General features: G+C 65.5%; 25 protein-coding genes. 7 read left to right on the forward strand and 18 right to left on the reverse strand.

Translation table 11 applies throughout. The annotated features are described in order from the left end of the window. Positions 1 to 44: 44 nt before the first annotated feature. The 4 genes from VGQ94_03455 to VGQ94_03470 form a co-directional block, all read right to left on the reverse strand. The gene (locus VGQ94_03455; protein HEV2021563.1) at positions 45 to 1,307 is read right to left on the reverse strand and encodes a DUF1501 domain-containing protein; all 1,263 of its coding nucleotides are present in this window, start codon (positions 1,305 to 1,307) and stop codon (positions 45 to 47) included. Between the two features lie 51 nt (positions 1,308 to 1,358). Then, positions 1,359 to 3,515: a DUF1800 family protein gene (locus VGQ94_03460; protein ID HEV2021564.1), complete on the reverse strand. Its 2,157-nt coding sequence runs from the start codon at positions 3,513 to 3,515 to the stop codon at positions 1,359 to 1,361. A gap of 81 nt (positions 3,516 to 3,596) precedes the next feature. Beyond that, on the reverse strand, positions 3,597 to 4,844 hold the full coding sequence (locus VGQ94_03465) for an HD domain-containing phosphohydrolase (GenBank protein ID HEV2021565.1): 1,248 nt from the start codon (positions 4,842 to 4,844) through the stop codon (positions 3,597 to 3,599). A 158-nt stretch (positions 4,845 to 5,002) separates the two neighbouring features. Continuing rightward, the gene (locus VGQ94_03470) at positions 5,003 to 5,731 is read right to left on the reverse strand and encodes an HAD family hydrolase (GenBank protein HEV2021566.1); all 729 of its coding nucleotides are present in this window, start codon (positions 5,729 to 5,731) and stop codon (positions 5,003 to 5,005) included. Positions 5,732 to 5,817: 86 nt separating this feature from the next. Between VGQ94_03470 and VGQ94_03475 the strand changes: the two genes are divergently transcribed. After that, positions 5,818 to 6,189 carry a PilZ domain-containing protein gene (locus tag VGQ94_03475; protein ID HEV2021567.1) on the forward strand — a complete coding sequence of 124 codons (372 nt, stop codon included), beginning with the start codon at positions 5,818 to 5,820 and terminating at the stop codon, positions 6,187 to 6,189. Between the two features lie 11 nt (positions 6,190 to 6,200). Continuing rightward, positions 6,201 to 6,527: a PilZ domain-containing protein gene (locus VGQ94_03480; GenBank protein HEV2021568.1), complete on the forward strand. Its 327-nt coding sequence runs from the start codon at positions 6,201 to 6,203 to the stop codon at positions 6,525 to 6,527. A gap of 28 nt (positions 6,528 to 6,555) precedes the next feature. Here the strand turns inward: VGQ94_03480 and VGQ94_03485 are convergent, their stop codons facing one another. The 9 genes from VGQ94_03485 to VGQ94_03525 all read right to left on the reverse strand — a co-directional run bounded on the left by VGQ94_03485 (position 6,556) and on the right by VGQ94_03525 (position 12,890). Further along, positions 6,556 to 7,464: an MqnA/MqnD/SBP family protein gene (locus tag VGQ94_03485; GenBank protein HEV2021569.1), complete on the reverse strand. Its 909-nt coding sequence runs from the start codon at positions 7,462 to 7,464 to the stop codon at positions 6,556 to 6,558. A 9-nt stretch (positions 7,465 to 7,473) separates the two neighbouring features. Continuing rightward, positions 7,474 to 7,914, reverse strand: a complete 441-nt coding sequence (locus VGQ94_03490; GenBank protein ID HEV2021570.1) for a nuclear transport factor 2 family protein — start codon at positions 7,912 to 7,914, stop codon at positions 7,474 to 7,476. Further along, a complete protein-coding gene (locus VGQ94_03495; protein HEV2021571.1) occupies positions 7,911 to 8,426 on the reverse strand; it encodes a biotin transporter BioY in 516 nt (171 codons plus the stop codon). The genes VGQ94_03490 and VGQ94_03495 overlap by 4 nt, the downstream gene beginning before the upstream one ends. Before the next feature lie 77 nt (positions 8,427 to 8,503). After that, positions 8,504 to 8,671: a hypothetical protein gene (locus VGQ94_03500; protein ID HEV2021572.1), complete on the reverse strand. Its 168-nt coding sequence runs from the start codon at positions 8,669 to 8,671 to the stop codon at positions 8,504 to 8,506. Positions 8,672 to 8,782: 111 nt separating this feature from the next. Continuing rightward, complete coding sequence (locus VGQ94_03505; GenBank protein ID HEV2021573.1) at positions 8,783 to 10,120, reverse strand: aminopeptidase P N-terminal domain-containing protein; 1,338 nt, start codon at positions 10,118 to 10,120, stop codon at positions 8,783 to 8,785. Positions 10,121 to 10,175: 55 nt separating this feature from the next. Then, positions 10,176 to 10,388 carry a hypothetical protein gene (locus VGQ94_03510; GenBank protein HEV2021574.1) on the reverse strand — a complete coding sequence of 71 codons (213 nt, stop codon included), beginning with the start codon at positions 10,386 to 10,388 and terminating at the stop codon, positions 10,176 to 10,178. A gap of 36 nt (positions 10,389 to 10,424) precedes the next feature. Continuing rightward, positions 10,425 to 10,628: a hypothetical protein gene (locus VGQ94_03515; GenBank protein ID HEV2021575.1), complete on the reverse strand. Its 204-nt coding sequence runs from the start codon at positions 10,626 to 10,628 to the stop codon at positions 10,425 to 10,427. Beyond that, complete coding sequence (locus tag VGQ94_03520) at positions 10,567 to 11,247, reverse strand: DUF255 domain-containing protein (GenBank protein HEV2021576.1); 681 nt, start codon at positions 11,245 to 11,247, stop codon at positions 10,567 to 10,569. Before VGQ94_03520 ends, VGQ94_03515 begins: the two co-directional genes overlap by 62 nt. 14 nt (positions 11,248 to 11,261) lie before the next feature. Continuing rightward, the gene (locus VGQ94_03525) at positions 11,262 to 12,890 is read right to left on the reverse strand and encodes a cellulose synthase family protein (GenBank protein HEV2021577.1); all 1,629 of its coding nucleotides are present in this window, start codon (positions 12,888 to 12,890) and stop codon (positions 11,262 to 11,264) included. A 147-nt stretch (positions 12,891 to 13,037) separates the two neighbouring features. Between VGQ94_03525 and VGQ94_03530 the strand changes: the two genes are divergently transcribed. Next, complete coding sequence (locus VGQ94_03530; GenBank protein ID HEV2021578.1) at positions 13,038 to 13,730, forward strand: helix-turn-helix transcriptional regulator; 693 nt, start codon at positions 13,038 to 13,040, stop codon at positions 13,728 to 13,730. Here the strand turns inward: VGQ94_03530 and mqnC are convergent. Both mqnC and VGQ94_03540 read right to left on the reverse strand, forming a co-directional pair. Continuing rightward, a complete protein-coding gene (mqnC, locus tag VGQ94_03535) occupies positions 13,727 to 14,773 on the reverse strand; it encodes a cyclic dehypoxanthinyl futalosine synthase (protein ID HEV2021579.1) in 1,047 nt (348 codons plus the stop codon). The genes VGQ94_03530 and mqnC overlap by 4 nt on opposite strands. A 15-nt stretch (positions 14,774 to 14,788) precedes the next feature. Next, positions 14,789 to 15,646 carry a menaquinone biosynthesis protein gene (locus tag VGQ94_03540; protein HEV2021580.1) on the reverse strand — a complete coding sequence of 286 codons (858 nt, stop codon included), beginning with the start codon at positions 15,644 to 15,646 and terminating at the stop codon, positions 14,789 to 14,791. A 207-nt stretch (positions 15,647 to 15,853) separates the two neighbouring features. Here VGQ94_03540 and VGQ94_03545 point away from each other — a divergent pair, with 207 nt between their 5' ends. The 4 genes from VGQ94_03545 (at position 15,854) to VGQ94_03560 (ending at position 20,070) form a co-directional block, all read left to right on the forward strand. After that, positions 15,854 to 16,375 carry a DNA-processing protein DprA gene (locus tag VGQ94_03545; protein HEV2021581.1) on the forward strand — a complete coding sequence of 174 codons (522 nt, stop codon included), beginning with the start codon at positions 15,854 to 15,856 and terminating at the stop codon, positions 16,373 to 16,375. Next, the gene (locus VGQ94_03550; protein ID HEV2021582.1) at positions 16,372 to 16,914 is read left to right on the forward strand and encodes a DNA-processing protein DprA; all 543 of its coding nucleotides are present in this window, start codon (positions 16,372 to 16,374) and stop codon (positions 16,912 to 16,914) included. Before VGQ94_03545 ends, VGQ94_03550 begins: the two co-directional genes overlap by 4 nt. An 80-nt stretch (positions 16,915 to 16,994) precedes the next feature. After that, positions 16,995 to 19,526 carry a type I DNA topoisomerase gene (topA, locus tag VGQ94_03555; GenBank protein ID HEV2021583.1) on the forward strand — a complete coding sequence of 844 codons (2,532 nt, stop codon included), beginning with the start codon at positions 16,995 to 16,997 and terminating at the stop codon, positions 19,524 to 19,526. 103 nt (positions 19,527 to 19,629) lie between these two features. Further along, positions 19,630 to 20,070 carry a hypothetical protein gene (locus VGQ94_03560; GenBank protein HEV2021584.1) on the forward strand — a complete coding sequence of 147 codons (441 nt, stop codon included), beginning with the start codon at positions 19,630 to 19,632 and terminating at the stop codon, positions 20,068 to 20,070. Between the two features lie 3 nt (positions 20,071 to 20,073). Here the strand turns inward: VGQ94_03560 and VGQ94_03565 are convergent, their stop codons facing one another. The 3 genes from VGQ94_03565 to VGQ94_03575 all read right to left on the reverse strand — a co-directional run. Beyond that, the gene (locus tag VGQ94_03565; GenBank protein HEV2021585.1) at positions 20,074 to 20,922 is read right to left on the reverse strand and encodes an ATP-binding cassette domain-containing protein; all 849 of its coding nucleotides are present in this window, start codon (positions 20,920 to 20,922) and stop codon (positions 20,074 to 20,076) included. Between the two features lie 12 nt (positions 20,923 to 20,934). Further along, a complete protein-coding gene (locus VGQ94_03570; GenBank protein ID HEV2021586.1) occupies positions 20,935 to 21,711 on the reverse strand; it encodes an ABC transporter permease in 777 nt (258 codons plus the stop codon). 118 nt (positions 21,712 to 21,829) lie between these two features. Next, a partial coding sequence (locus tag VGQ94_03575) for a helix-turn-helix domain-containing protein (protein HEV2021587.1) occupies positions 21,830 to 22,214 on the reverse strand: 385 nt, incomplete at its 5' end.

Consider the following 22,214-nt stretch of genomic DNA (forward strand, 5'->3'; position numbering starts at 1 on the left):
CTGGTTTCTCCTCTCTACCTTTTCCCTTTGCCCTTTTTAGCTCCTCACCCCAACAGTCCCAGGAACTTCTGCGGCGAGTTCTCGAAGCCGGGGAAGACCGTGTCCAGGTCCTTGTTGCCGTAGTGGCGGGCGACGGCTTCGCCCAGCACGCGGCGGAAGTCGGTGGTGAGCGCCAGGTCGCGGCCTTCGTAGAGCTGCGAGGAATCCAGTCCCGGCCAGCGGCCGTACACCTTGCCGCCCTTCACCGGCCCGCCCAGCACGAACATGACGTTGGCGTGGCCGTGGTCGGTGCCGCGGTTGCCGTTCTCGCGCGCCGTGCGCCCGAACTCGGACATGGTGACCAGCACGGTGTCCGCGCCCAGATCGCCCAGGTCGGTCCAGAAGGCGGAGATGGATTGCGAGAACTGGCGCAGCAGGTTCGAGAGCTGTCCCTGGCTGCCGCCCTCGTTCACGTGATTGTCCCAGCCGCCGATGTCGGTGAAAACCACCTCCACGCCCAAATCAGCTTTCATTAGTTGCGCCACCTGGCGTAGGCCCTGGCCGAGCTGTCCGTTGGGATAGTTGGCGCCGCGCGCCGGAGTGTAGCGCGCCGGGTCAGCGGACTTGAGCATCTTCACCGCCTCGAAAGTCTCATGGCCGGTGCCGTGCAGCACGGTGTCCACCGACTGCGAGTACATGGCTTCGAAGGTGGAGGCGATGGGAGCGGGCGCGCCCACGCGTCCGCCGATGCCGAATTCGTTGATGTTGTTGAGCGCTACCGCCGGCTGGGTTCCCGCCAGCGCCCGCGGCAGCGACGTTCCCAGCGCCACGGCGCGGAAGGGGCTGGGCGCCTTGGCTGCGTCGGCACCCGATGGGGCCTTCAGGGCGCGGTTCAGCCAGCCGTCCTCGGTGGCCTTCACTCCCGGCGTGCCCGACTCCATGTAGTCCTGCGCGTCAAAGTGCGAGCGCGTGGTGTCGGGCGAGCCGGCGGCGTGAACGATGGCCAGATGCTTTTGCTCCCAGAGCGGCTTCAGCGAAGACATCGAGGGATGCAGTCCGAAGAAGCCGTCGAGATCGAGGGCGGATTCGTTCCCGCCGGGCCGCGGGATGGCGATGGAGGGACGCATGGCGTAGTACGCCGACTCGCCGTGCGGGACGACGATGTTCAGGCCGTCGGCCGCGCCGCGCTGGAAGAGCACCACCAGCCGCTTCTTGCCGGCCGCTGTTTCCGCCGCGAAGGCCGCCCGCCGCAAGAATCCGGGCACTGCCGTGGTGGCCACGATGGCTAATGCGCCGTTCTTCAGAAATATTCTGCGCGTGATGCTCATAAGCTTCTAGCTCCTAGCTGCGCGGGCGAGTCGCCCGCTTCCACACAAGCGTTATCTTCTCTGAAACTCCGGTGATCCCAGGATCAAGCCCGCGATCATGCCCAGGTTGGGGGCGCGCTGGGGATCATCCAGCAGGCGTCCGGTGACTTGGGGGTTGTCCAACTGCTTCTTGATGATGTCGTGCGTTTGCTTGGAGAGGTCGCCGGAGAGCAGCGCGTCCTCCAGCAGGGCGAGCGCTGCGTCCGACTTCTCGGGCGGAGGCGCGCCGCGCAGCACGGTTTGCGGGTCGAACTTCACTCCCGGCATCCGGCCGCCGCCCAGCGCCAGCGCGAAGTTCATGCGGCTGAGCAGCGCATTGGAATTCACCCAGGCCTCCGCCTTCATGGAGTACCCGGTGGGCGGCTGCATCCCGTAAGGCGGCATGCCCATGCGGTTGAGCGCCTGGACCAACGGCGCGGCATTCTGGACGTCCACGCCGGTGGCGCGCACCGCCGAGGCCACGAACTCGAGCGGCGTTTTTACTTTGGCGCGGAAGGCCTCGGGCGCCCAGAACTCGGGCGACTTGAACATCGTGCGCAGCACCTCGCGGATGTCGCCATCGGTCTTGAGGAAGGTTTGCGCCATGCGCTCCACCAGCGCCGGCGGCGGCGCGTCAGAGACGAAGCGCTGCGCCAACTTGGTGGATATGAACTTTGCGGTCGCGGGGTTGCGCGCCAGCATCTCCAACACCTTCCTGCCTTCGCCCTCGCCGCCATCGTGGATGGTCTGGCCCAGGACGACCTTGTCGCCAGGCTCGTGCATGCGGCCTTCGTAATCGAAGCCGCCGCCCTGGCGCGGCTGCTTGATGGTCCAGCCGGTGAAGACGCGCGCCACCTCGGTGACGTCTTTCTGGGTATAGCCGCCGTTGACGCCCAGGGTCTGCAGCTCCATCAGCTCGCGGGCGTAGTTCTCATTCAGGCCGCTGCGGCGGTTCTGCTGCTGCTGCTGGCGGCGCTGCTGCCCCATCTGGTCCTGCTGGCCGCCGGCGGGCGGCATACCCGTCCCGGATGGAGGCTGGCCCATGCCGGGATAACGGTTGCGGCCCATCTGTCCGCGCCCGAAGCCGCCCTGGTTCATGCGGCGATTGCGCCCGGCTCCGGCCTGCTGATTGCCGCGGCGCTCGGGGCCGTTCTTGGTGAACTCGGAGTTCGGCCCGACGCTCTGCCAGTTGTCGAGGTAAAAGAGCATGGCCGGGCTCTTGGCGGTGGAGAAGAGCAGGTCTTTGAATTTGCCCATGGAGTTGGGCCGGATGACGTCGCGCTCGTAGGCAGTCACCAGGTAGCGGTCGGGCCCTTTGTTGATGAAGACGTTGAAGTGGTTGAACCAGAAGTCGGTCATCACCTCTTCGAGCTGGCGGTCGCTGTAAGCGGCGCGCAGGAGTTTGGCCTGCTGCACCTCGCCCACCACCACCTGCTGCGGATTGATGAGGGCCAGCACCGTCTCGCGCTGCTGGGGCGAGAACTCGCTGAAGACCTTTTCGCGCTCCTCGGGACTGAAGCCGCGGGCCAGCGCCCGGCGCTCGTCGTTTGACATCTTCATGATCTCCGCCGTGCGCTGCTCGGGAGTCATGTCCAGCAGCTCCTCGGACTTAAGCTCGGCATACATGCGGGCTTCGCGGCGCTGGGCGCGCTCGGCGGGGTTCATGTCCTTCCGGTCGCCTTCGCCGCCCTTGGCGTCCTCGCCGGCGGCGCTGGCGTTGTTGTTGCCCGAGGCAGCTTCCTTCTGCTGCTGCTCGCGGCGCCTCTTGTAGCGCTCGATCTGGGCCTCATAGACGGCGCGGCGCTGCGGGTCGGAGGGCAGGGACATCCGTCCCTCGGCGATGGCGCGGATCACCTGGGGCGGCGGGAACTCCTCCATCATCTCGCGCGTGCTCATGTGCAGGGTGCGCAGCGGGGCGAGGCGGGCTTCCAGAGCGGCGTTGTCCCCCTTGGACGGATTCAGCTGCTGCTCGATCCACTTGTCCACGCCCATGGCACGAACTTTTTCGACGTCGCCGGGACGCGGCCCAAAGCTCAGCCGATTCAAGGCATGCAGCGCGCGCTTTTCCTCCTCCATGCGCCCGGCGGCGGCGCTCTTGCTCTTGGCTTTGTCTACGGCGATCAGGGAGGCGGAGGCGCACAGGGCCAGCGCCAGCAGCAGGAGAGTGGTCTTGCGGGAAGCGGATCTCATGCGGGAGTTCCTCCAGGCCCGCGGCCGCGGGTCCTTAAGGATACTCAACACCAGCGGGAGAAAAAGTTGCGGGGAGAAGCGTCAGGCGGAATAGACGCGGCCGTGATTGACCTTGTGGCTGAGCGCCGCGGCCATCTGGTCAATGTCGGCCGGGGCGATGGTGCAGAGGCCCGCGTCCTCGAGGAAGTTGGGCTTGCCGCGGCCGACGGCGTCCCGCCGCATCTGCACCAGCATGGCCTGGACCACGTTGGGGTCGTACAGTTTGGGGCTCAGCTTGACGATCTCATTCAGCGTCGCGCCCAGCGACATGGACTGCCGGTAAGAACGCTCGCTGGTCATGGCGTCGAAGGTATCCGCCAGGGCCACGATGCGGACCGGCTCGGAAACTTCGTCATGGGAGAGGTGGTCGGGATAGCCGGAGCCGTCGGAGCGCTCGTGGTGCCAGCGCACCACCTCGGCGATGCCCTTCCACGGGAACTGCACTCCGGAGACGATCTGGTGTCCGATGATGGTGTGGTCGGCCATCTCCCGGAACTCCTCCGGGCGCAGGGCCGCGGGCTTGTTGAAGAGGGCCTTGTCCACGATGACCTTGCCGATGTCGTGCAGGTAGCCGGCGGCGCGCAAGCCCGAGACCTGGGTCTCATCCAGGCCGAGGCCGGCGCCGATGGCCGCGGCGTAGCGTCCGACGCGTAGCGAGTGTCCGCGGGTGTGAGTGTCCTTCACGTCAATGGCGGTGGCGAAGGCTTCCAGCGTCTGGTCGTAGAAGTTGTGCAGCGAAGCCAGAAGCCGCAGGTTCTCAGAAACCCGCTGCTGCAAGGAATACGAAAGCGTGTGATTGTGCACCGCCAGGGCCACGTAGTGGGAGAGCAGGTGCAGGGCCTCGAACTCCTCTTCGGCGTAGAGCGCATCGCCCTCGCGGCGGCCGAGCGTGATCGCTCCCACCAGGCGTGAACCCACCTTGAGCGGGGCCACGCACTTGAAGAGCTCCGGCGCCACGTTGCCGTTCGAGCTGAACAGGGTCTCGCAGCTCTTGGCGTTCACCGCCTGCGGCATTCGTGCGCTGGAGAGGGTGTGCACGTGCTTGGGCAGAAGCGGGATCACCGCCGGCTCCGCGAACAGGGCGAAGCCGTGCGCCGCCACCGAGGAGAGCATGGCGGGCTTGTCGGTGAAGGTGAAGAGGGCAGCCTCCTGCGCGGCCACGGCCTCCATCAGCAGGGCGAGCATGGAGCGCGCCCGCTGCGGGAAGTCGCGGTCGGCGGTCATCTCCGGACCGAGATCGGCCAGCGCCTGGAAGGTTTGCAGCAGGCGCCGAATGTTGTTGGACCTCACGGCCACACGGGTGGCGCGAGAGAAACGCAGAGCACTGCAAGAGTAACATCCGCGGCCGCGCCTTCCGGCGCACCGGCCCCATCCTGGTTAACACTAACCTTGATGCATTACTGAAGTGCGCGGGCGCGGTTACCGCTGGAATGGGCGCCGTGGGCGGGTCAGAAGTGCTCGCGCAGCTCGGTGAAGCGCTCCAGAACCAGCAGGTGCGGCGGCTGGGCCTGGGGAGGGCACAGGTGCTCGTGCTCCAGCACCCAGGTCATGTCGTGGGGGACGAAGACGGCGTTCAGCCCGGCGGCCAGCGCCGGGTTGACGTCCGATTTCGGGCTGTTGCCGATCATCCAAGTGGAGAGGGGCGCAAGCTTGTGGCGCGCCAGCGTGTCGCGGTAGGCGTCCGCGTCCTTCTCCGGGACGATCTCCATGGCGGAGAAGTGGTGGCGCAGGCCGGAGCGATCGAGCTTCGCCGATTGCTCCCCCGGGTCGCCCTTGGACATCAGGATCAGCGAGTGGCGCGCGGCCAGATAGGAGAGCGTTTCCGGGACGCCGGGCAGGAGCTCCATGGGATGCTGGTTCACCGAGCGCGCCAGCGCCCGCACCTCCGCTTCGCGCGCGGGCCCGGGGAGCGAACCGCTCAGCTGCTCCCAGGTCCGCACCAGCGCGTGCTCGAAGGCTGCCAGGCCGTAGCCGTGGCTGAGGACGATCTCGCGCTCCACGTCGTCCAGGGTCTGGCGGAGAGCTTCGGGGGCGTGTCCGGAAAAGTCCTCAAAGAAGCGGGCAATCACCCGCTCGAAGTAGATGTTGTTCTCCCACAGCGTGTCGTCGGCGTCGATGAGCAGCGTGAAGGCTCCGTTATGGGTGGGCGAGGGCATCGGGCGTACGCATGTCATCATAGCGTTCCCGAATGCGGAAACCCAAGCCCGCATTCTCCCTGGACTTGCGCCGCTGGCCGCTGCGAGGCTCTGGTAGAATCCGCGGCATGACTGGGAAGAAAAGCGAGGCGGGCAAGGCCGAGGACTTCCGCGAGCGGCGGCGCCACCAGCGCGTGAACGTGGCCCCCGGATCCAAGGTGTACGTCACCGACGCCAAGGGCGCGCGCCTGGGCAAGCTGCGCATGATCGCGCGCGGCGGGTTGTTGATGGTTTCCTCGCAGAAGTTCCCCAAGGGCAAAGAACTCTCTTTGCACATCGTGGATGACGCTGAGGGGATTCACTGCGCGGTGCGTGCCCAGGTGCGCTATTCCGGCTCCGAGGGCGCCGGCTTCCAGTTCGTGGATCTTGACCCCGGGGCCGCGGTCGAGGTCGAAATCCTCATCGGGAAGTATTACGCGAAGGACACCGGCCTCGCCTAGAGAGGTGCACCATGGATAAGGACCGGCGCAAGTACGAGCGAGTGATGATCCCCGAGTCCGCCGGCATCTACGCTACCGATGACCAGGGCAAGCGCATCGGCGCGGTGCGCGACCTGGGCCTGGGCGGCATGCTGGTGGACACCACGGTGGGCTGCCACGAGGGCGATATGCTCAGCCTGGTCCTGGTAGATGAGAGCGAAGGCATCCACCGCCCTGTGAAGACGATCTCCTGCTACAAAGCCCCTGGCGGTGTGGGATTCCATTTCCATACGCTCGAGCCACAGGCCGCGATCGAGGTCGGCGTCATCATCGGCAAGCACCAATCCGCCAAGCCGTAGCGCCGGCGTCCCGCCGGCAACGATACAGCTAGCCGACGAACTCCACCTTGGCCGGGTATGGGATGATTCCGGCGCGGAAGCCCATGTCCAGTAGGCGCCGCACCGCCTCGCGACCCTCCTCGCCGTAATCCAGCGTGCGCTCGTTGACGTACATGCTCACGAACTTGTTGGCCAGTTGCGGGTCGAGGTCGCGGGCGAACTGCATGGCGTAGTCCAGCGCTTCCTCGCGGTGGTCGAGGGCGTACTGGATGCTGGCTTTCAGCGCGGTTGAGACCTGCGCCACGGTCTCCGCCCCCAGATCGCGCCGGATGGCGTTGCCGCCCAGCGGCAGCGGCAGGCCGGTGGTGTCCCGCCACCACTTGCCCAGGTCCACCAGCTTGTGCAGCCCGAACTTGTCGAAGTTCACCTGGCCCTCGTGGATGATGAGCCCAGCCTCGAATTTTCCCTCCAGCACCTGCGGGATGATCTGGTCGAAAGGGACGACCTCGGTCTCGCTGTGGGGCGCGAAGAGCTGCAGCACCAGATACGCGGTGGTCAGCTTGCCCGGGATCGCGATCTTCTTGTCCCGAACTTCCTCCATGGTGTGCACGCGCGCTCCCACGATCATGGGACCGTAGCCGTCGCCCACGCTGCCGCCGCTCGAGAGCAGCGCGTACTTTTCCTGCAGGTAGGGGTAGGCGTGGAAGCTGATGGCGGTTACGTCGTACATGCCCTTGCGGGCCTGCTGGTTCAGGGTCTCGATGTCGCACAGCGTGTGTTTGAAGGTCAGGCCGGGGAAGCGCAGCTTGTTGGTGGCCAGAGCGTAGAACATGAATGCATCGTCGGCGTCCGGGCTGTGGGCCACGGAGATCTCCTGCGCGCCGGCAGCGCCCGCGGGGGGCGCTGCGAGCTCTTCGTGGCGAGCGCTCTTCTTGGGCCGTTTGGTAGGGGGAGACATGGGCGGAATCTAGTGCACCGTCTCGCTGGGAGGCACATAGCCGGGCAGGGCCAGGGGCGAAGCGTGATGCAGCACCATCCTCCACTCGCCCTCGCGCCGAAGAAAAAGATTGGTGGCCTGCACCAGCACCGTCTCGCTGCGATCGGTGCGCTTTGCGGTCACGCGCTCGGTGCACGTCACCCAGCCCACGCTGCCTTCGATGTGCAGCGAAAGGTCGCGGGTGCTCACCAGCATGGATTCGGTGTTGCGGAAGATCTCCTCCCAGCTCTCGCGCACCGACTCCCACCCCGCCAGCATCGGCCATCCGGGATGCACGCAGCGCACCAGGTCGTGGTGCAGCCACACGCTCTCCATGGCTTCCACGTCCAGCGACTCCAGGGCTTGGTAGAACTTCTGGTTGATCTCGCGGACTTCGGCTTCCGCGGTGGCGGTCTGGGCCTCTGGGCTCATGCCCGGGCCTGGCGCGCAAATGGCCGCCGGCTCGCGATGCCCGCCGCCAGCAGCACCTTCATCACTTCCGCGAAGAAGAAAGGATAGAGGCCAAACTGCGCTGCCCGGACGAGCGGAACGTGGAAGAAGACCATCAGCCAGTTTACGCCGGCGATGAACAGAAAAATCTCAGCGGCCGTGGCTGCCAAGGCGCTGCGGGCGAAGCTTGAGCGGTCGCGCTCGGCGATCCAGCCCGCGAGATACGCCACCACCGGATACGCCATCAGGTACCCGCCGGTCGGGCCAAGCAATTGCGCGATTCCCCCCAGCCCCACTGGAGTGAACACCGGCAATCCGGTGGCGCCTTCGGCGAGGTAGAGCACCAGCGCGGCAAAACCGGCGCGGCGCCCCAGCAGCAATCCCACCAGCAGCACGGCAAAGTTCTGCAGCGTGAGCGGGACGGGCGTGAAGGGCAGCGGCAGCGAGATCCGCGCCGCCAGCGCCACCAGCAGGCTGCCGGAGATCACCAGCATGACCTGATAGGGCAGCGCCAAGCTGGGCGCCTGGACCCTGACGACTGCCGCGACGGATTCTGATCGGTTCGTCATCCTCATTGGCCGATGGTGGTAGGGCGGTGCTCCTCTTCCACTTCCTTCAGGGCCTGGCGCAGGGCGGTGTCAGAGGCGCGCAAATGCCGTCGCACCCGCAGATACAGCACTCCCGCCGTGCCCAGAACCGCCAGCACCGACAGTAACAGAATCAGGTACAGAGTGACCATAAACGTAGCCGATAGGATACCAAAACGGGACAGTCGGGGTGCTAGAACAGCAGGTTCCTCGCGGCTGAAAGCCGCTCGGAGTGACAACTCGGGGGTTCCGGAAGCGGAGTGCTAGCGCCCTGCGGCCATCTCCTTTTCGACGTCCGCGGCGGTGTGGGGGAGCTTCTCCGTCAGGTTGATGAGTTTGCCGCCCGCGTCCACATAGAAGATGTCCTCGATGCGCACGCCCAGCTTCTCCTCGGGGATGTAGATGCCGGGCTCGATGGTGAAGACCGCGCCCAGGCCGAGCGGAGCGCGGCCGTCGCCGACGTCGTGCACGTTCAGCCCCACGTAGTGGCTGAGGCCGTGGATGAAGTAACGGCCCAGCGGCCGGCCGGCGCGGTCCTTGCCGTGGGTGTCGATGTAGTCGTAGGCGACCTTGTAGAGGGAATCGGGCGACGAGCGGCCGATGGTGGATTTGCCCGCCTGGAACGCGGCGATGGCCGCCTGCTGCGCTCCCAGCACGATGTCGTAGATCTCGCGCTGCCGGGCGGCGAACTTGCCGTTGGCGGGAAGCGTGCGCGTGATGTCAGAGGCGTACATGGAGTACTCGCCGGCTACGTCCATCACCACCACGTCGCCGTTCTCGATGGGGCCGGAGTCCTCGGAGTAGTGCAGCACGGTCGAGTTCAGCCCCGAGCCGACGATAGGGGCGTACGCTGCGCGCTCGCAGCCGCGCCGCAGGAACTCGTATTGCATGACCGCTGAGATCTCGCGCTCCGTCATCCCCGGCTTCATAGTGTGCATGGCCGCGAGATGCGCGGCGATAGAGGCATCTGTGGCTTTGCGAATGCGCTCCAGCTCGCCCGCATCTTTTTTCACGCGCAACTCGGCCAGCTGCGGCTTCACGTCCAGGAAAGAGACGTAGTTGGGGAAAGCATTGCTGCGGCGCAGCCAGTCGAGCGGGCCGGGCGCGGGCGAAGTCTCCCCATACGCCGGCAGGTCGGAATAGACCGTCGCGCGCGGCTTGGACACCAGGCGCTCCAGCTCGTCGCGCATCTTGTCCAGCGGTTCCACCCGATCGAAGCCGGTGATGCGCGTCGCGTCCTCGTTTTCCGGGCCGAGCTTGGGGCCGGTCCAGCGCTCCTGCGTGTTGTTGCGCGAGGGGAGGAAGAGGATCTCGATGTAGGGATGCAGCGGCGCTACCGGGCTCACCGCTCCCGCGGGCGCGATCACGATGGCCGCGCCGGGCTCCTTCCAGCCCGTCAGATAGAAAAAGTTGTCGTCCTGGCGGAAGCCGTAGAGCGCGTTCGGGCCCTCGGCCTCGGTGGCGGCAAAGAGCACCACCACGCCGCCCTTGGTTTTTTCCGCCAGCGCCTGGCGGCGGGCGCGATAGTCGGCGTTGGGCTGGCGGTCGAGCGCCGCTGCCGGCAGGCTCAGGAGCAGGAAAGCAAAAAGAAGTTTGCGCACGGGCATCCTCTGGGTCCTCTAAAAATCCTGCGAAGCCCGCGATTCTAGCACGCGCCTATTGCAGCGCTTTATCCAGGATGGCGGAGATCTTCGATTCCTCTACTTCGCTGGCCAGGCTGTAGCGGGTCTTGCCGTTCTTGTCCAGCACCACCACGTGGGGGATGAAGCCTTCGTAGTACTTCTCGACCAGCTTCTGCTGGTCCTTGGAGCGCTTCTTGTCCAGGTCGATGATGACGAACTGCACCCGGCCTTTGTACTTCTCGTACAAGCTGACGGAGCGGCGAGCCTGCCGCTTGGAGTTGAATCAACCCTCGCCCACCATGAGGATGTAGTTGGGCTTGCCGGCCACAGGGCCGTCCTCCATCTGGTCGCCGGTGATGAGCGGGCCGTCCTCGCTGTCGCTCGAGTAATCGAGCTTGGGATTGAGCTTCAGGTTCTCGGCGGCGTTACTTCTTGCCGCAAGCGCCAGGCTCGCGAGCGCCAGCGCCAGCATGAGATTTCTCTTCACCGAACTCCTCCTTCAGCTTGAGATCGAATCCGTCCTGCTCGACCTGCGCCCGCTCCGTGCGATAGAGGCCGGCAGCCTGCTTCAGCGTCTCCGCGAAACCGGGCTTGTCGCCGGTCGCCTTCTCCGGGAAGTAGGTGCCTCCAAGATACAGCTTGCCGCAGGGCGTGAGGAAGCCGGTCAGCGGGATGCCGGCGGGAAAATTCTTCAGCGCGTGCGCCCGCTCCAGCTTCGCCGTCAGCCGGGGCCGCGCGTCGTAGTCGAGCTTGACCGCCACGAAGTTGGCGTTGATGTAGTCGGCGATCTCCGGTCGGGTATAGCTTTCGCGGTCCATGCGGTCGCAGGTCGGGCACCAGGTCGCGCCCACGTCCAGCAGGATGGGCCGGTCGAGTTGCCGAGCCCGGCGAAAGGCCTCCGCGCCCCACGGATACCAATCCACCGGCTGACTCGCCGCCCGCTTCAGGTACGGCGAACTCTGCCCGCGCAGATGATTTCCCGGCTGCGACGACCCGGCAAACACCAGCGCCGACGCCAGCAACAGCCCTCCGAGAATCCCCAGCCGCCGGCCGCGCACACCACTCTCCCCGCCATGAGATGGACGAAGAAGGAAAAAGTTACGCATGGGGCGCAGCGGCCTCAGACGCCCACAGGGAAGGGTTTGCTGTGGGCCTCGGCCGGGAGCGCCAGGCGCTCGAAGCGGCCTTGCAGCAGCGACATCAGCCCGGTGTACCAGTAGCCCAGCACGAACAGCAGCAGGAAGGGCACGGTCATGTAATTCTCGTTGTCAATGGCATAGTAGACCGTGGCCGCGAAGTAGGCGCCGATCAAAAGCTCGATCCACGGCACCCAGCCCAGCCGCCGGCGGTATTTCGCGGCATTTGCCCTGTCCGCGCGGGTCTCCACCTTGTACTTTGGTGTCCGTTTGAACGACGACTGGATGCCCGCCAGCGCCTCCAGCACCGCGCGCGTGTTGGTGATGGTCAAGCCGATGCCCAGCGCCATCAGGAAGGGAAGATACAGGAAGGTCCGCGGCCAGGTCCGCGGATACAGCTCCTTCTGCGAGACCAGATAAAAAGACGAGATGGAGAAGGTGGAGGCCAGGAACAGCGGCAGATCGATGTAGAGCATCTGAAACCAACCCTGGTAGAAGCGGACGATCATCGCCGGCAGCAAGAGCGTGGAGAGCACGATCATCAGCGGATAGCTCAAGTTGGCGGTCAGGTGGTACCAGGCTTCGATCTTCACCTTGCGCGGGACGTCGCTGCGCATCACCTGCGGCAGGATCTTTTTCGACACCTGGATCAGCCCCTTCGCCCAACGCGCCTGCTGCGTCTTGAAGGCGGTCATTTCGATGGGCAGCTCCGCCGGGCACTCCACGTCCTGCAGGTAGACGAACTTCCATCCCATGAGCTGGGCGCGATAGGAGAGGTCGGTGTCCTCGGTGAGGGTGTCGTGCTGCCAGCCACCCGCCTCCTCGATAGCCTGCCGCCGCCACATCCCTGCCGTGCCGTTGAAGTTGAAGAACACTCCGGTGCGCGAGCGCCCGCCGTGCTCCAGGATGAAGTGGCCGTCCAGCAGGATGGCCTCGACCTCGGTGAGGAAGGAATAGTTGCGATTGATGTGCGTCCAGCGCGTTTGCACCATGCCGGTCTGCGGGCCGGTGAAGTGGTGGATGACGCGCAGCAGGAAGTCCTCGGGCGGGACGAAGTCGGCGTCGAAGATGGCGATGAACTCGCCCTGCGCCGTCTTCATGCCCTCCCGCAAGGCCCCGGCCTTGAAGCCCTCGCGGTTATCCCGGTGGTGATAGCTGATGGGCTGGCCCAGCTCGGCATAGTGCTCCACTACGGCGCGGGCGACGGCCACGGTTTCGTCGGTCGAATCGTCGAGCACCTGGATGTCCAGCCGGTCCCGGGGATAGTCCAGCCGGCAGATGGACTCCACCAGCCGCTCCACCACGAATTGCTCGTTGAAGATCGGCAACTGCACCGTCACCCGTGGCAGCTCCGCGAAGTGCCCGGGCGGCTCCGTGACCCGATTCTTCCGATTCTTGTAATAGAGGAAGACCAGCACGTAGCGGTGCATCCCGTAGGAGGCCAGGATGATGAGCACCGCAAAGTAGGGGATCAGCAGGGCCAGGTCGAAGGCGTTGAGCTGGTAGAGCCCCTTGAAGGTGGTGTCGCGGACGTTGGCCTGCCACCACTCGGCCAGCCCGCGCTGGCGGGCCAAGAAGAGCGCAACTAACTGGATGGCGGCTAGGCAGGGCAAGGGACGATTGTAACGTAGGGTAGCGCCGCCGTCTCGCCGGCAACGACGACGCTTGCAGTGTACCCTGTCAAGACAGACATAACTCAGTTAGTTATGTTAGATAAGAAGCTTGCAAGTGAATGACATAAAGTGTTATGTAATGCACGCATGACTCCTGACCTTCTCCACTCCGCCCGCCGCTCCCGCGGCTGGACGCAGAAGCGCGCGGCCCGCCAACTAGGGGTCACGCAGGCCTACCTTTCTATGCTGGAGCGTGGGCGCAGAGTCCCGCCTCCGGCGCTGGCGACGCGCCTGGCCGAGGTTTATTCCCTCTCCCCGGCCTCGCTTCCCCTGCCCGCCGGAGACTGGCAACCGCCGCCTGCGGGAGACCGGAAAGTCGCTGCGGAGTTAGGGCGGCTGGGCTATCCCGGCTTGGCCGCGCGGCGTCGCGGCGAGCAGAAGAATCCCGCCGAAGTCCTGCTGGCGGCCCTGGCGCTCGGGGACGTCAACCGGCGGCTGCTCCAGGCGCTGCCCTGGCTGTTGCTTCACTACCCGGAGATGGACACGGCCTGGCTCCTCGACCGCGCCAAGCGCCTCGACCTGCAAAACCGCATGGGCTTCATTGTGACCCTGGCGCGCGAGGTTCGCGAGGCCCGAGGCGAGGTGGTCCCGTCCAACCTCGCCGGCCTGGAGGCGGCGCTTGACCGCAGCAGGCTGGCGCGCTTCGGAACACTCTGCCAGTCTTCGATGTCTGAGGAAGAAGGCCGCACCCTGTACCAGGAGCGGTCGGAGACGGCCCGCCGCTGGAACCTGCTGACTGACCTCAAAGCGGAAGAGCTGCCCTACGCGGCTGGTGGCTAGTTGAGGAAGAAGCGGCGGTAGAGGGTATCGCGCTGGGCGGGGCGGAAGCCGGCGTCGCGGATGATGCGCCGCAGCTCCTCTTCGGTGGTGCAGTTGGAAGTGCCGGCGGCCTTGACCACGTTCTCCTCCAGCATCACCGAGCCCACGTCGTTGCCGCCGAAGCGCAGGCCGAGCTGGCAGACCTTCAGCCCCTGGGTGACCCAGCTCGACTGCACGTTCTCGATGTTGGTGAGGAAGAGGCGCGAGATGGCGAGGTTCTTCAGGTACTCGACCGAGGTGGCCTCCTCCCAGCCGCGCCCGCCCAGCGCCGTGTTCCCGGGCTGGAAGGTCCAGGGGATGAAGGCGGTGAAGCCGCCCGTTTCCTCCTGCAGGTCGTAGACGTACTGGAAGTGGTTCACGCGGTGGCGCAGCTCCTCGCCGCATCCGAACATCATGGTGGCGGTGGTGCGCATGCCGAGCTTGTGCGCGGTGCGGTGGACGTTCAGCCAGTCTTCGGTGAGGCACTTGAGGCGGGCCACCTTGTAGCGCACCTCGTCGTCCAGGATCTCGGCGCCGCCGCCGGGGATGGAATCCAGGCCGGCGTCGCGCAGGCGCACGATGGTGTCGCGGATGGAGATGCCCTCGAGGCCGGCGAAGTGAATGATCTCCGAGGCCGAGAAGCAGTGCAGGTGCACCTGGGGGAAGCGCTGCTTGATGCCCCGCAGCAGGTCTTCATACCACTTGAACGGCAGGTCGGGATTCAACCCGCCCTGCATCAGGATCCCCGTTCCGCCCAGCTCCACCGTCTCGCGGACCTTGTCGTAGATGGTCTCGAAGTTAAGCACGTACCCGGCAGCGCGGCCCGGGCCCTTCACTGGCGCGTAGAAGGCGCAGAAGGTGCAGTACTCGGTGCATAGGTTGGTGTAGTTGATGTTGCGGTCGATGATGTAGGTGACCACGCCCTCCGGATGCAGCCGCTTGCGGACGGCGTCGGCTTCCATCCCGATGCCGACGAGGTCATCGGAGTGGTAGAGGTCGAGGGCCTGGGCTTTGGTCAGGGACATGAAGAGATTCTCATTCTAAACGGAAACCTGCGGTTCTTGTCCTCTCGTCCCGGCTCCTGCCCGGGCTGCAAGAAATTCCACCGGCCGGGACTGCGGAAGCAGCTCTGCCTCGGCCGCATAGCGGAAGAACAGCTCCATGCCGGCAAGGTTTTCGGCGTCCAGCGAATAGTCAATGTTCTGGGTCAGGTAACTGACCACCTTGACTTCGCTGAGGCTGACGCGCGGCGCCCACTCGCGGCCGAGCTGCTGAAGGTTCGCGGGCTGGAGGCCATGGTCGCGCGACTGCTGGAAGGTGCGCGCCAGATCCAGCGGCGCCTGCGCCAGCGCCTCGCGCCGCACCGCCCAGAAGGCGAAGACAAAAGGTTTTGCCGTCAGCCGGTGCCACTCCTCCGCCAGGTCGTAAATCAGGTACTGGGAGCGGCTGATGGTGAGCGCCGGGTCGCCGATGAGCAGCGCCGCGTCGCACCGGGCGAGCATCGTGCCGAGGTCGGGCGCCATGGGGAGGAACTCGCGGTCGCCGCCGTGCCACTTGCGGAAGAGCAGCCGCGCCAGCAGCACGGACGTCCGCGAAGAGGTGTCGGCGGCCACGGTGCGGATCTCTTCCATGGGGACCTTGCTCACCAGCACGATGGAGCGCACGGTGCGCTTGGTGGCGATGGCTACCTCGGGGATGATGACCAGGTCGGGAATGGCGTGATAGGCGGCCACGGGGATGATTCCCACGTCTGCCGCGCCGGCGCGCAACTGCTCGGCGCAGGCCGAGGGCACCGTATACTCCAGGCGGAACTCGGGCCGCGGCGCGCCGTGTTCGAAGTCCCAGAGCAGGGGCGCGGTGTTGAGGAACGAGATGGCGGAAACACGGACGGGCCGCATGGTGTTGCCAACGCGATTCTAACAAACGACGGGCGCGGCTCAACTTGACAGCAATTCTTTCCCCTCTGCACAGTCCGCGCAGTTTTTCCCTTTCGAAAGGACCGAACGGTTCCCGCTGACCCGAAACCGGCAAGGGATCCTGGCCACCTGCAGTGGCTGGCGCTGGCGCTCACGCCGCGCCTGGGGCTGGCGCGCGCCCGGTTGCTGGTGGAGCACTTCGGCGGCGTAGAGAGCGTCTTCCGCGCATCCCTGACCGAGCTGGAAGCCGCTGGTCTGGAAGTGGCGTCGGCGCAATCGCTGGCCACGGGCAAGCCAATGGAACTGGCGGAAAGGGAAGCAATCAGCGCCGCGGCTGCCGGCGCAGAGTTGCTCACGCTCGACGACCCCGGCTATCCCGCCCGCCTGCGACAGATCTACGACCCGCCAGTGGCGCTCTACGTCCGGGGTGACGCCGCGGCGCTCACCCGGCCGTCGCTGGCTATAGTGGGCACGCGGCATCCCACGCCCTACGGGCTGGGAATGGCGCAGCGGCTCTCCTGCGACCTGGCCAACCGCGGTCTGGTGATCGTCAGCGGGCTGGCCCGAGGCATCGATGCCGCCGCCCACCGCGGCGCAATCACCGCCAAAGGATGCACGGTCGCCATCTTCGGCACCGGCATTGACGTGATGTATCCCCGCGAGAACAAGAAGATCGCCGAGAGCATGCTCAGGCTGGGCGGGCATGGGTGACCGAGTTCCCGGTGGGGGCGTTCCCGGCGCCGCAGAATTTTCTCATCCGCAACCGCATCATCAGCGGGCTGGCGGTGGGAGTGCTGGTGATCGAGGCGGGCGAGTACAGCGGCACGCGCATCACCGCGCGCTGCGCCCTGGAGCAGAACCGCGAAGTCTTCGCCGTCCCCGGCAACGTCACCTCCAAGGGCTCCTGGGGGCCAAACACGCTGATCAAGCAGGGAGTCAAGCTGGTCGCGACCTGGGAAGACGTCTTCGAAGACCTGCCCGCGGACGCGCGTCTCACGCTCGCGCTCGCGGGAGCTTCTGCAACCGAATCCGGGGTGACTGCATCTCTATTCGACGAGGAGGCGCTTCCTCCGCACGAGCGCCGGCTCTTTGCCCTGCTCAAGCCCGACGAGTCCACGCACATCGACGAACTGGTAGAGCACCTGGAGCCGGAGATTTCCGCGTCTGAAATCTTCGCCGCGCTCTTCGAGCTCGAGCTGGCGGGGAAGATCCGCCAGCTCCCAGGCAAGAATTTTGTCAGGAGTTTCTAGGCGCTTTTGTGCGGGACGGAAACACCCCAAAGCTGACAGTTTCATTCATTCCGTGCTAGTGTCGAAATAAGAGAACAACATTGCCCAAAGCCCTCGTCATCGTCGAATCGCCCGCCAAGGCGAAGACCATCAACAAATATCTCGGCAAGGACTACGAGGTCGAAGCCTCGCTCGGCCACGTCAAAGACCTGCCCAAGAGCGGGCTGGGAGTGGACGTGGAGAACGACTTCGCGACCGAGCTGGTGATCATTCCAGGCAAAGAAAAAGTGGTCGCGATGCTGAAGAAGAAGGCGCTGAAGGCGGCGGCGGTGTACCTGGCGCCCGATCCGGACCGCGAAGGCGAAGCCATCGCCGCGCACCTGGCGGAGGAGTTCGGGGTCACCCGCGACAGCCCGCAGGCCAAAGTGCCGGTGTATCGGGTGAGCTTCAACGAGATCACGCAGCGCGCGGTGAAGGAGGCCTTCGAGCATCCTCGGGGCTTGGATTGGAACCTGGTGGACGCGCAGCAGGCCCGCCGTGTGCTCGACCGCCTGGTGGGATACAAGATCTCTCCCCTGCTTTGGGACAAGGTGAAGCGCGGCCTCTCGGCGGGCCGGGTGCAGACGGTGGCGCTGCGCTTCATCGCGGAGCGGGAGATCGAGATCCGCGCCTTTCGGAAGCAGGAGTACTGGACCATCGACGCCGTCCTGGAAGGGGCGGTCCCGCCGAACTTCGAGGCGCGCTTCACCGGCAGGAACGGCGAGCGCTACGACAAGATGCAGATCGGCGACGAGGCGCAGGCGCAATCCCTGGTGCAGCCGCTGCAAAAGGCGGAGTGGACCGTGGCCAGCGTGGAGCGGCGCGAGCAACAGCGCCGGCCGCTGGCGCCCTTTACCACCAGCAAGTTCCAGCAGGACGCCTCACGCAAGCTGGGACTTCCGGTGCGGGTGGCCATGGGCATCGCGCAGAAGCTCTACATGGGCGTGGATCTGGGGGACGAAGGTTCGGTGGGCCTGATCACCTACATGCGCACAGATTCGGTGCGGGTGGCGAATGAAGCCATCCACGAAGCGCGCGACTACATCACCCGCGAGTTCGGCCGGCAGAACCTGCCCGAGGCGCCCAACATCTATCGCTCGAAGAAAGGCGGCGCCACCCAGGATGCGCACGAAGCCATCCGGCCGACGTCGGTGGAGCGCACGCCCGAGATGGCGCGGCGGTATCTGCAGCCCAACGAGTTCCGCGTGTACAACCTGGTGTGGCAGCGCTTCGTGGCCTCGCAGATGACGCCCGCGATGTACGACCGCACGATGGTGGAGATCGAGGCCAAGGCGGGCGGCGAGACCGCCAACTTCCGCGTGACCGGTTCGGTGCTGAAGTCGCCCGGCTTCCTGGCGGTGTACGAGGCGGCCAAGGAAGGCAAGGACGAAGCCGACGAAGAACTTGAGCACAGCCTTCCGCCGCTGGAGGCAGGCCAGCGGCTCCAGCTGCAAGGGCTGAAGCCGGAGCAGCACTTCACCGAACCGCCGCCGCGCTACAACGAGGCCTCGCTGGTCAAGGAGTTGGAGGAGCGCGGCGTGGGCCGCCCCTCGACCTACGCGCAGATCATCAGCAGCATCCAGGACCGCGGGTACGTGATCAAGCACGAACGGCGCTTCGCGCCCACCGAAACCGGCGAGGTGGTGTCCGAGCTGCTGGTGAAGAACTTCGGAGACATCTTCGATCCCAACTATACCGCTCGCCTGGAGGAGGAACTGGACGACATCGAAGAGGGCCGCGAGAAATGGACCGTGGCCATGGGGGACTTCTACAGCAAGCTGGAGAAGGACATCCGCATCGCCGAGAAGAAGATGGAAAACATCAAGACCATGAAGAAGCCGACCAGCGAGAAGTGCGAACGCTGCGGCTCGCCCATGGTGGAGCGCTGGGGACGCCACGGCTGGTTCTTGGCCTGCAGCACGTACGACCGGAAAAAGAAGGGAAGCTGCGACTTCACCCGCGAGAAGCCGGACAAGGAACTCACGGTGGACGCCGACACCGAAGAGGAGATTTGCGAGGAATGCGGGCAGCCCATGGTGCTGCGCCGCGGGCGCTTCGGGCAGTTCCTGGCCTGCACGTCGTATCCCAAGTGCCGCACCACCCGGCGGCTCGACCAGGGCAAGCGCGTGCCGGACATCCCCCTGGACGAGAAGTGCCCGCAGTGCGGCCGCAACATGGTGATGCGTCACGGGCGCTTCGGGGAGTTCACCTCCTGCTCCGGCTACCCGGAGTGCAAGTACATCAAGCAGAACTTCATCGGGATGAAGTGCCCGGAGTGCAAGCAGGGCGAGCTGGTGGAGAAGAAGGCGCGGCAACGCGGCAACCTCTTCTATGGTTGCGGGCGCTACCCGGAGTGCAAGTTCACCTCCAACTGGAAGCCGGTGGCGGAGAAGTGTCCGCAGTGCGGCAGCGAGTATCTGGTGGAGAAGATGCTGAAAGCGGGCCCGGTGCTGGCCTGTCCCAACGCTCGCCGTTCGGAGTCGGAAGAGGACGAGCCCCGGCCGCGCGCTCGCAAGGGCAAGGCCGCCGGCAAGGAAGCCGCCGTCAAATGTGACTACTCCCGGCCGCTGCCGGCGCCGGTGGCGGCGGTCTGAGCGCCTGTAATAAGATATCTGGCTGCAATCCAATCCTACCGAAGAAGGAATCCAGCCCATGGCCAAGCAGAGAAAATCAAAAGCAACCGCAAAGGACGCGAAGTTGATCCTTCAACTCTACGACCTCCGCCGCGAGGCGGAGATGCGCAAGGCGCGCAACTTCTACGGGATCCAGTTCAACCCGCAGTCCACGGAAGACGCGATGAAAGTGATGACTGCCTTCGGCTCCGATGAGAACCGCTGGCTGCGGCAAGTGGTCTCCTACTGGGAGATGGCGGCTTCGCTCGTCCTGCGGGGAACGATCAACGAGGAACTGTTCCTCGACTCCAACGGCGAGATGTTCTTCGTCTATGGAAAGATCAAGCCCTTCCTCCCCGGCCTGCGCAAGGCGATGAATTCGCCCGAGTTCCTGGGCCACATGGAGAAGCTGATCCATCGTTCCGCAGAGGGCCGCAAGAGGCTCAAGGACATGGAGCAGCGCCTGGCGCAATTCGCCAAGATGCGCGCCGCCTCGGCCACGGAGAAGCGCGAGTACGGGACTTAGCCGCTAGGCGATGTACTCGTGGATGTACTCGTCGGGGGACGAGGCGAGTTCCCGCGAGGCGCCGTCGAAGATCACCTTCCCCTCGCGCAGCACCAGAAACGTGGTGTGCACGTCGGTGCGGGAAGCTTGGGCCAAGGGGCGCATCTCGTTGGCCGCCGTGTCGAAGTAGTGGGACGCCATCATGAAGCCGTCCTGCAGGCGATGGCTCACCAGCAGCGCGCTGGTCTTGTAGACGTCCCGCTGCTTCACGATCAGCTCGATGATGGTAGTGGAAGTGATGGGGTCCAGGCCGCCGGTGGGCGAATCATAGAGCAGGAGCTCCGGTTCGCTCGCCATGGCGCGCGCGATGGCCACCCGCCGCCGCATCCCGCCGGAGAGCGCCGAAGGCATCATGGCCAGCGTGTGCTCCAGCTCCACGAAGCGCAGCACCTCCACCACGCGGCGGTGAATCTCCTCCTCGGGTAGCTTGCCCTCCTCCAGCAGGCGGAAGGCGACGTTCTCTTCCACGGTGAGCGAGTCGAACAGCGCGCTCTCCTGGAAGACCATGCCGATGCGCTGCCGCAGGTCGAACAACTCTTCTTCGGGCATGGCGCTGACCTCCTGCCCCAGCACGGTGATGCGGCCGCGGTCCGGCCGGATGAGTCCCAGCACCAGCTTGAGGATGGTGGTCTTGCCGGCCCCAGCGACGCCCAGCAGGCACTTGGTCTCGCCCTGCGGCAGCTCGAAGGAGACGCCGTCCAGCACCGGCTTCTCCTCGAATTCGATGGCCACGTCCTCAAAGACGATGATGGCGCCGCGCTGTTCCGCGGCGGGTGCGCCGGCGCTGCGGGGCGGTGAGAGCGTGGTGGACATGGCGTTGCGCGCTTACGTGAACCAGGCGATCAGCAGCTTGGTGACGAAAAAGTTCGTGGCCAGGATGAGCACCGAGGAAGCGACCACGGCCTGGGTGGTGGCGCGGCCCACTCCCTGCGTGCCTCCGCGGGCTGAGAGTCCGTAATAGCAGCCCACGGTGGCGATGATAAAGCCGAAGAAGACCGGCTTGGTCAGCCCCATCAGTATGTCCTTGAATTCCAGCGACTGGTAGGCCATGGTCCAGTACTGGTTGGCGTCCAGGTTCAGCACCAGGGTTGCCACCATAAAGCCGCCGCCCACGCCCACCAGGTCGGAAATGATGGTAAGAAAAAAAAGCATGACCACGGAAGCCACCACGCGGGGAGTCACCAGCTTCTTGGTGGGGTCGGTGCCCAGGGCGCGCATGGCGTCGATCTGCTCGGTCACCCGCATGGAGCCCAGTTCGCTGGCCATGCCGGAGGCGTTGCGGCCGGCTACCATCAGTCCGGTCAGCACCGGACCCAGCTCCCGCACCATGGAGAGCGACACCACCTGCCCGGTGAGCGAGAGCGAGCCGAACTGCTGCAGGGTCTGAGAGGTCTGCAAGGCCAGCACTGCCCCTGTGAAAAACCCGGTCAAGACCACGATCACGAGCGATCCGACGCCGATGACGTCGGCCTGCTGTAGCGTGTCCGCCATGTAGCGCGGTTGGCGGAAGAGGTTGCCCACGGAGCGCCCCGCCAGCAGGGAATAGTCCTGCACGGCGTGGATTTTCTCCTTGGCAAACTCGGCGGGTGAGATCAGTTCCATGGCAAACGCCGAACTATAGCAGAGCGCCGGGCGCTAGGCCACAGGCGGCGCGAGGAGGCTCCGCCCGTCGCCATAGGTCCCACCTTCCCGCGCAGCATGACAATACCGGAGGGGGCGGCTACTCCTTCGACTTCTTCCGGATCTCGATGCTGAGACGCTTGATTTTCTGATTGAGGGTGGAGAGCGGCACGTGGAAGCGTTCGGCGGCCTCGGTCTGGTTCCAGTGAGTCTTTTCCAGCATGTCCATGACCAGACGGCGCTCGCAGTCGTCCATGATGTCGAAGAGCGAGGCATCGGGGCGGTGCTCGATGGCGCGCCCGGCCAGGTCGCGGCCGGTCACGTGGTCGGGCAGCAGGTCGAGGCCGATGGTGGTGCCCGAGGAGAGCACGACTGCGCGCTCCATCACGTTCTCCAGTTCGCGCACGTTGCCGGGCCAGGCGTAGTCCATCAGCGGACGCATGGCCTCGGGGGTGACCTGGCGCAGCGGCCGCTCGTTCTCGGCG

The sequence above is a fragment of the Terriglobales bacterium genome (genome assembly GCA_035937135.1).
Taxonomy (GTDB): Bacteria; Acidobacteriota; Terriglobia; order Terriglobales; family Acidobacteriaceae; genus DASYVL01.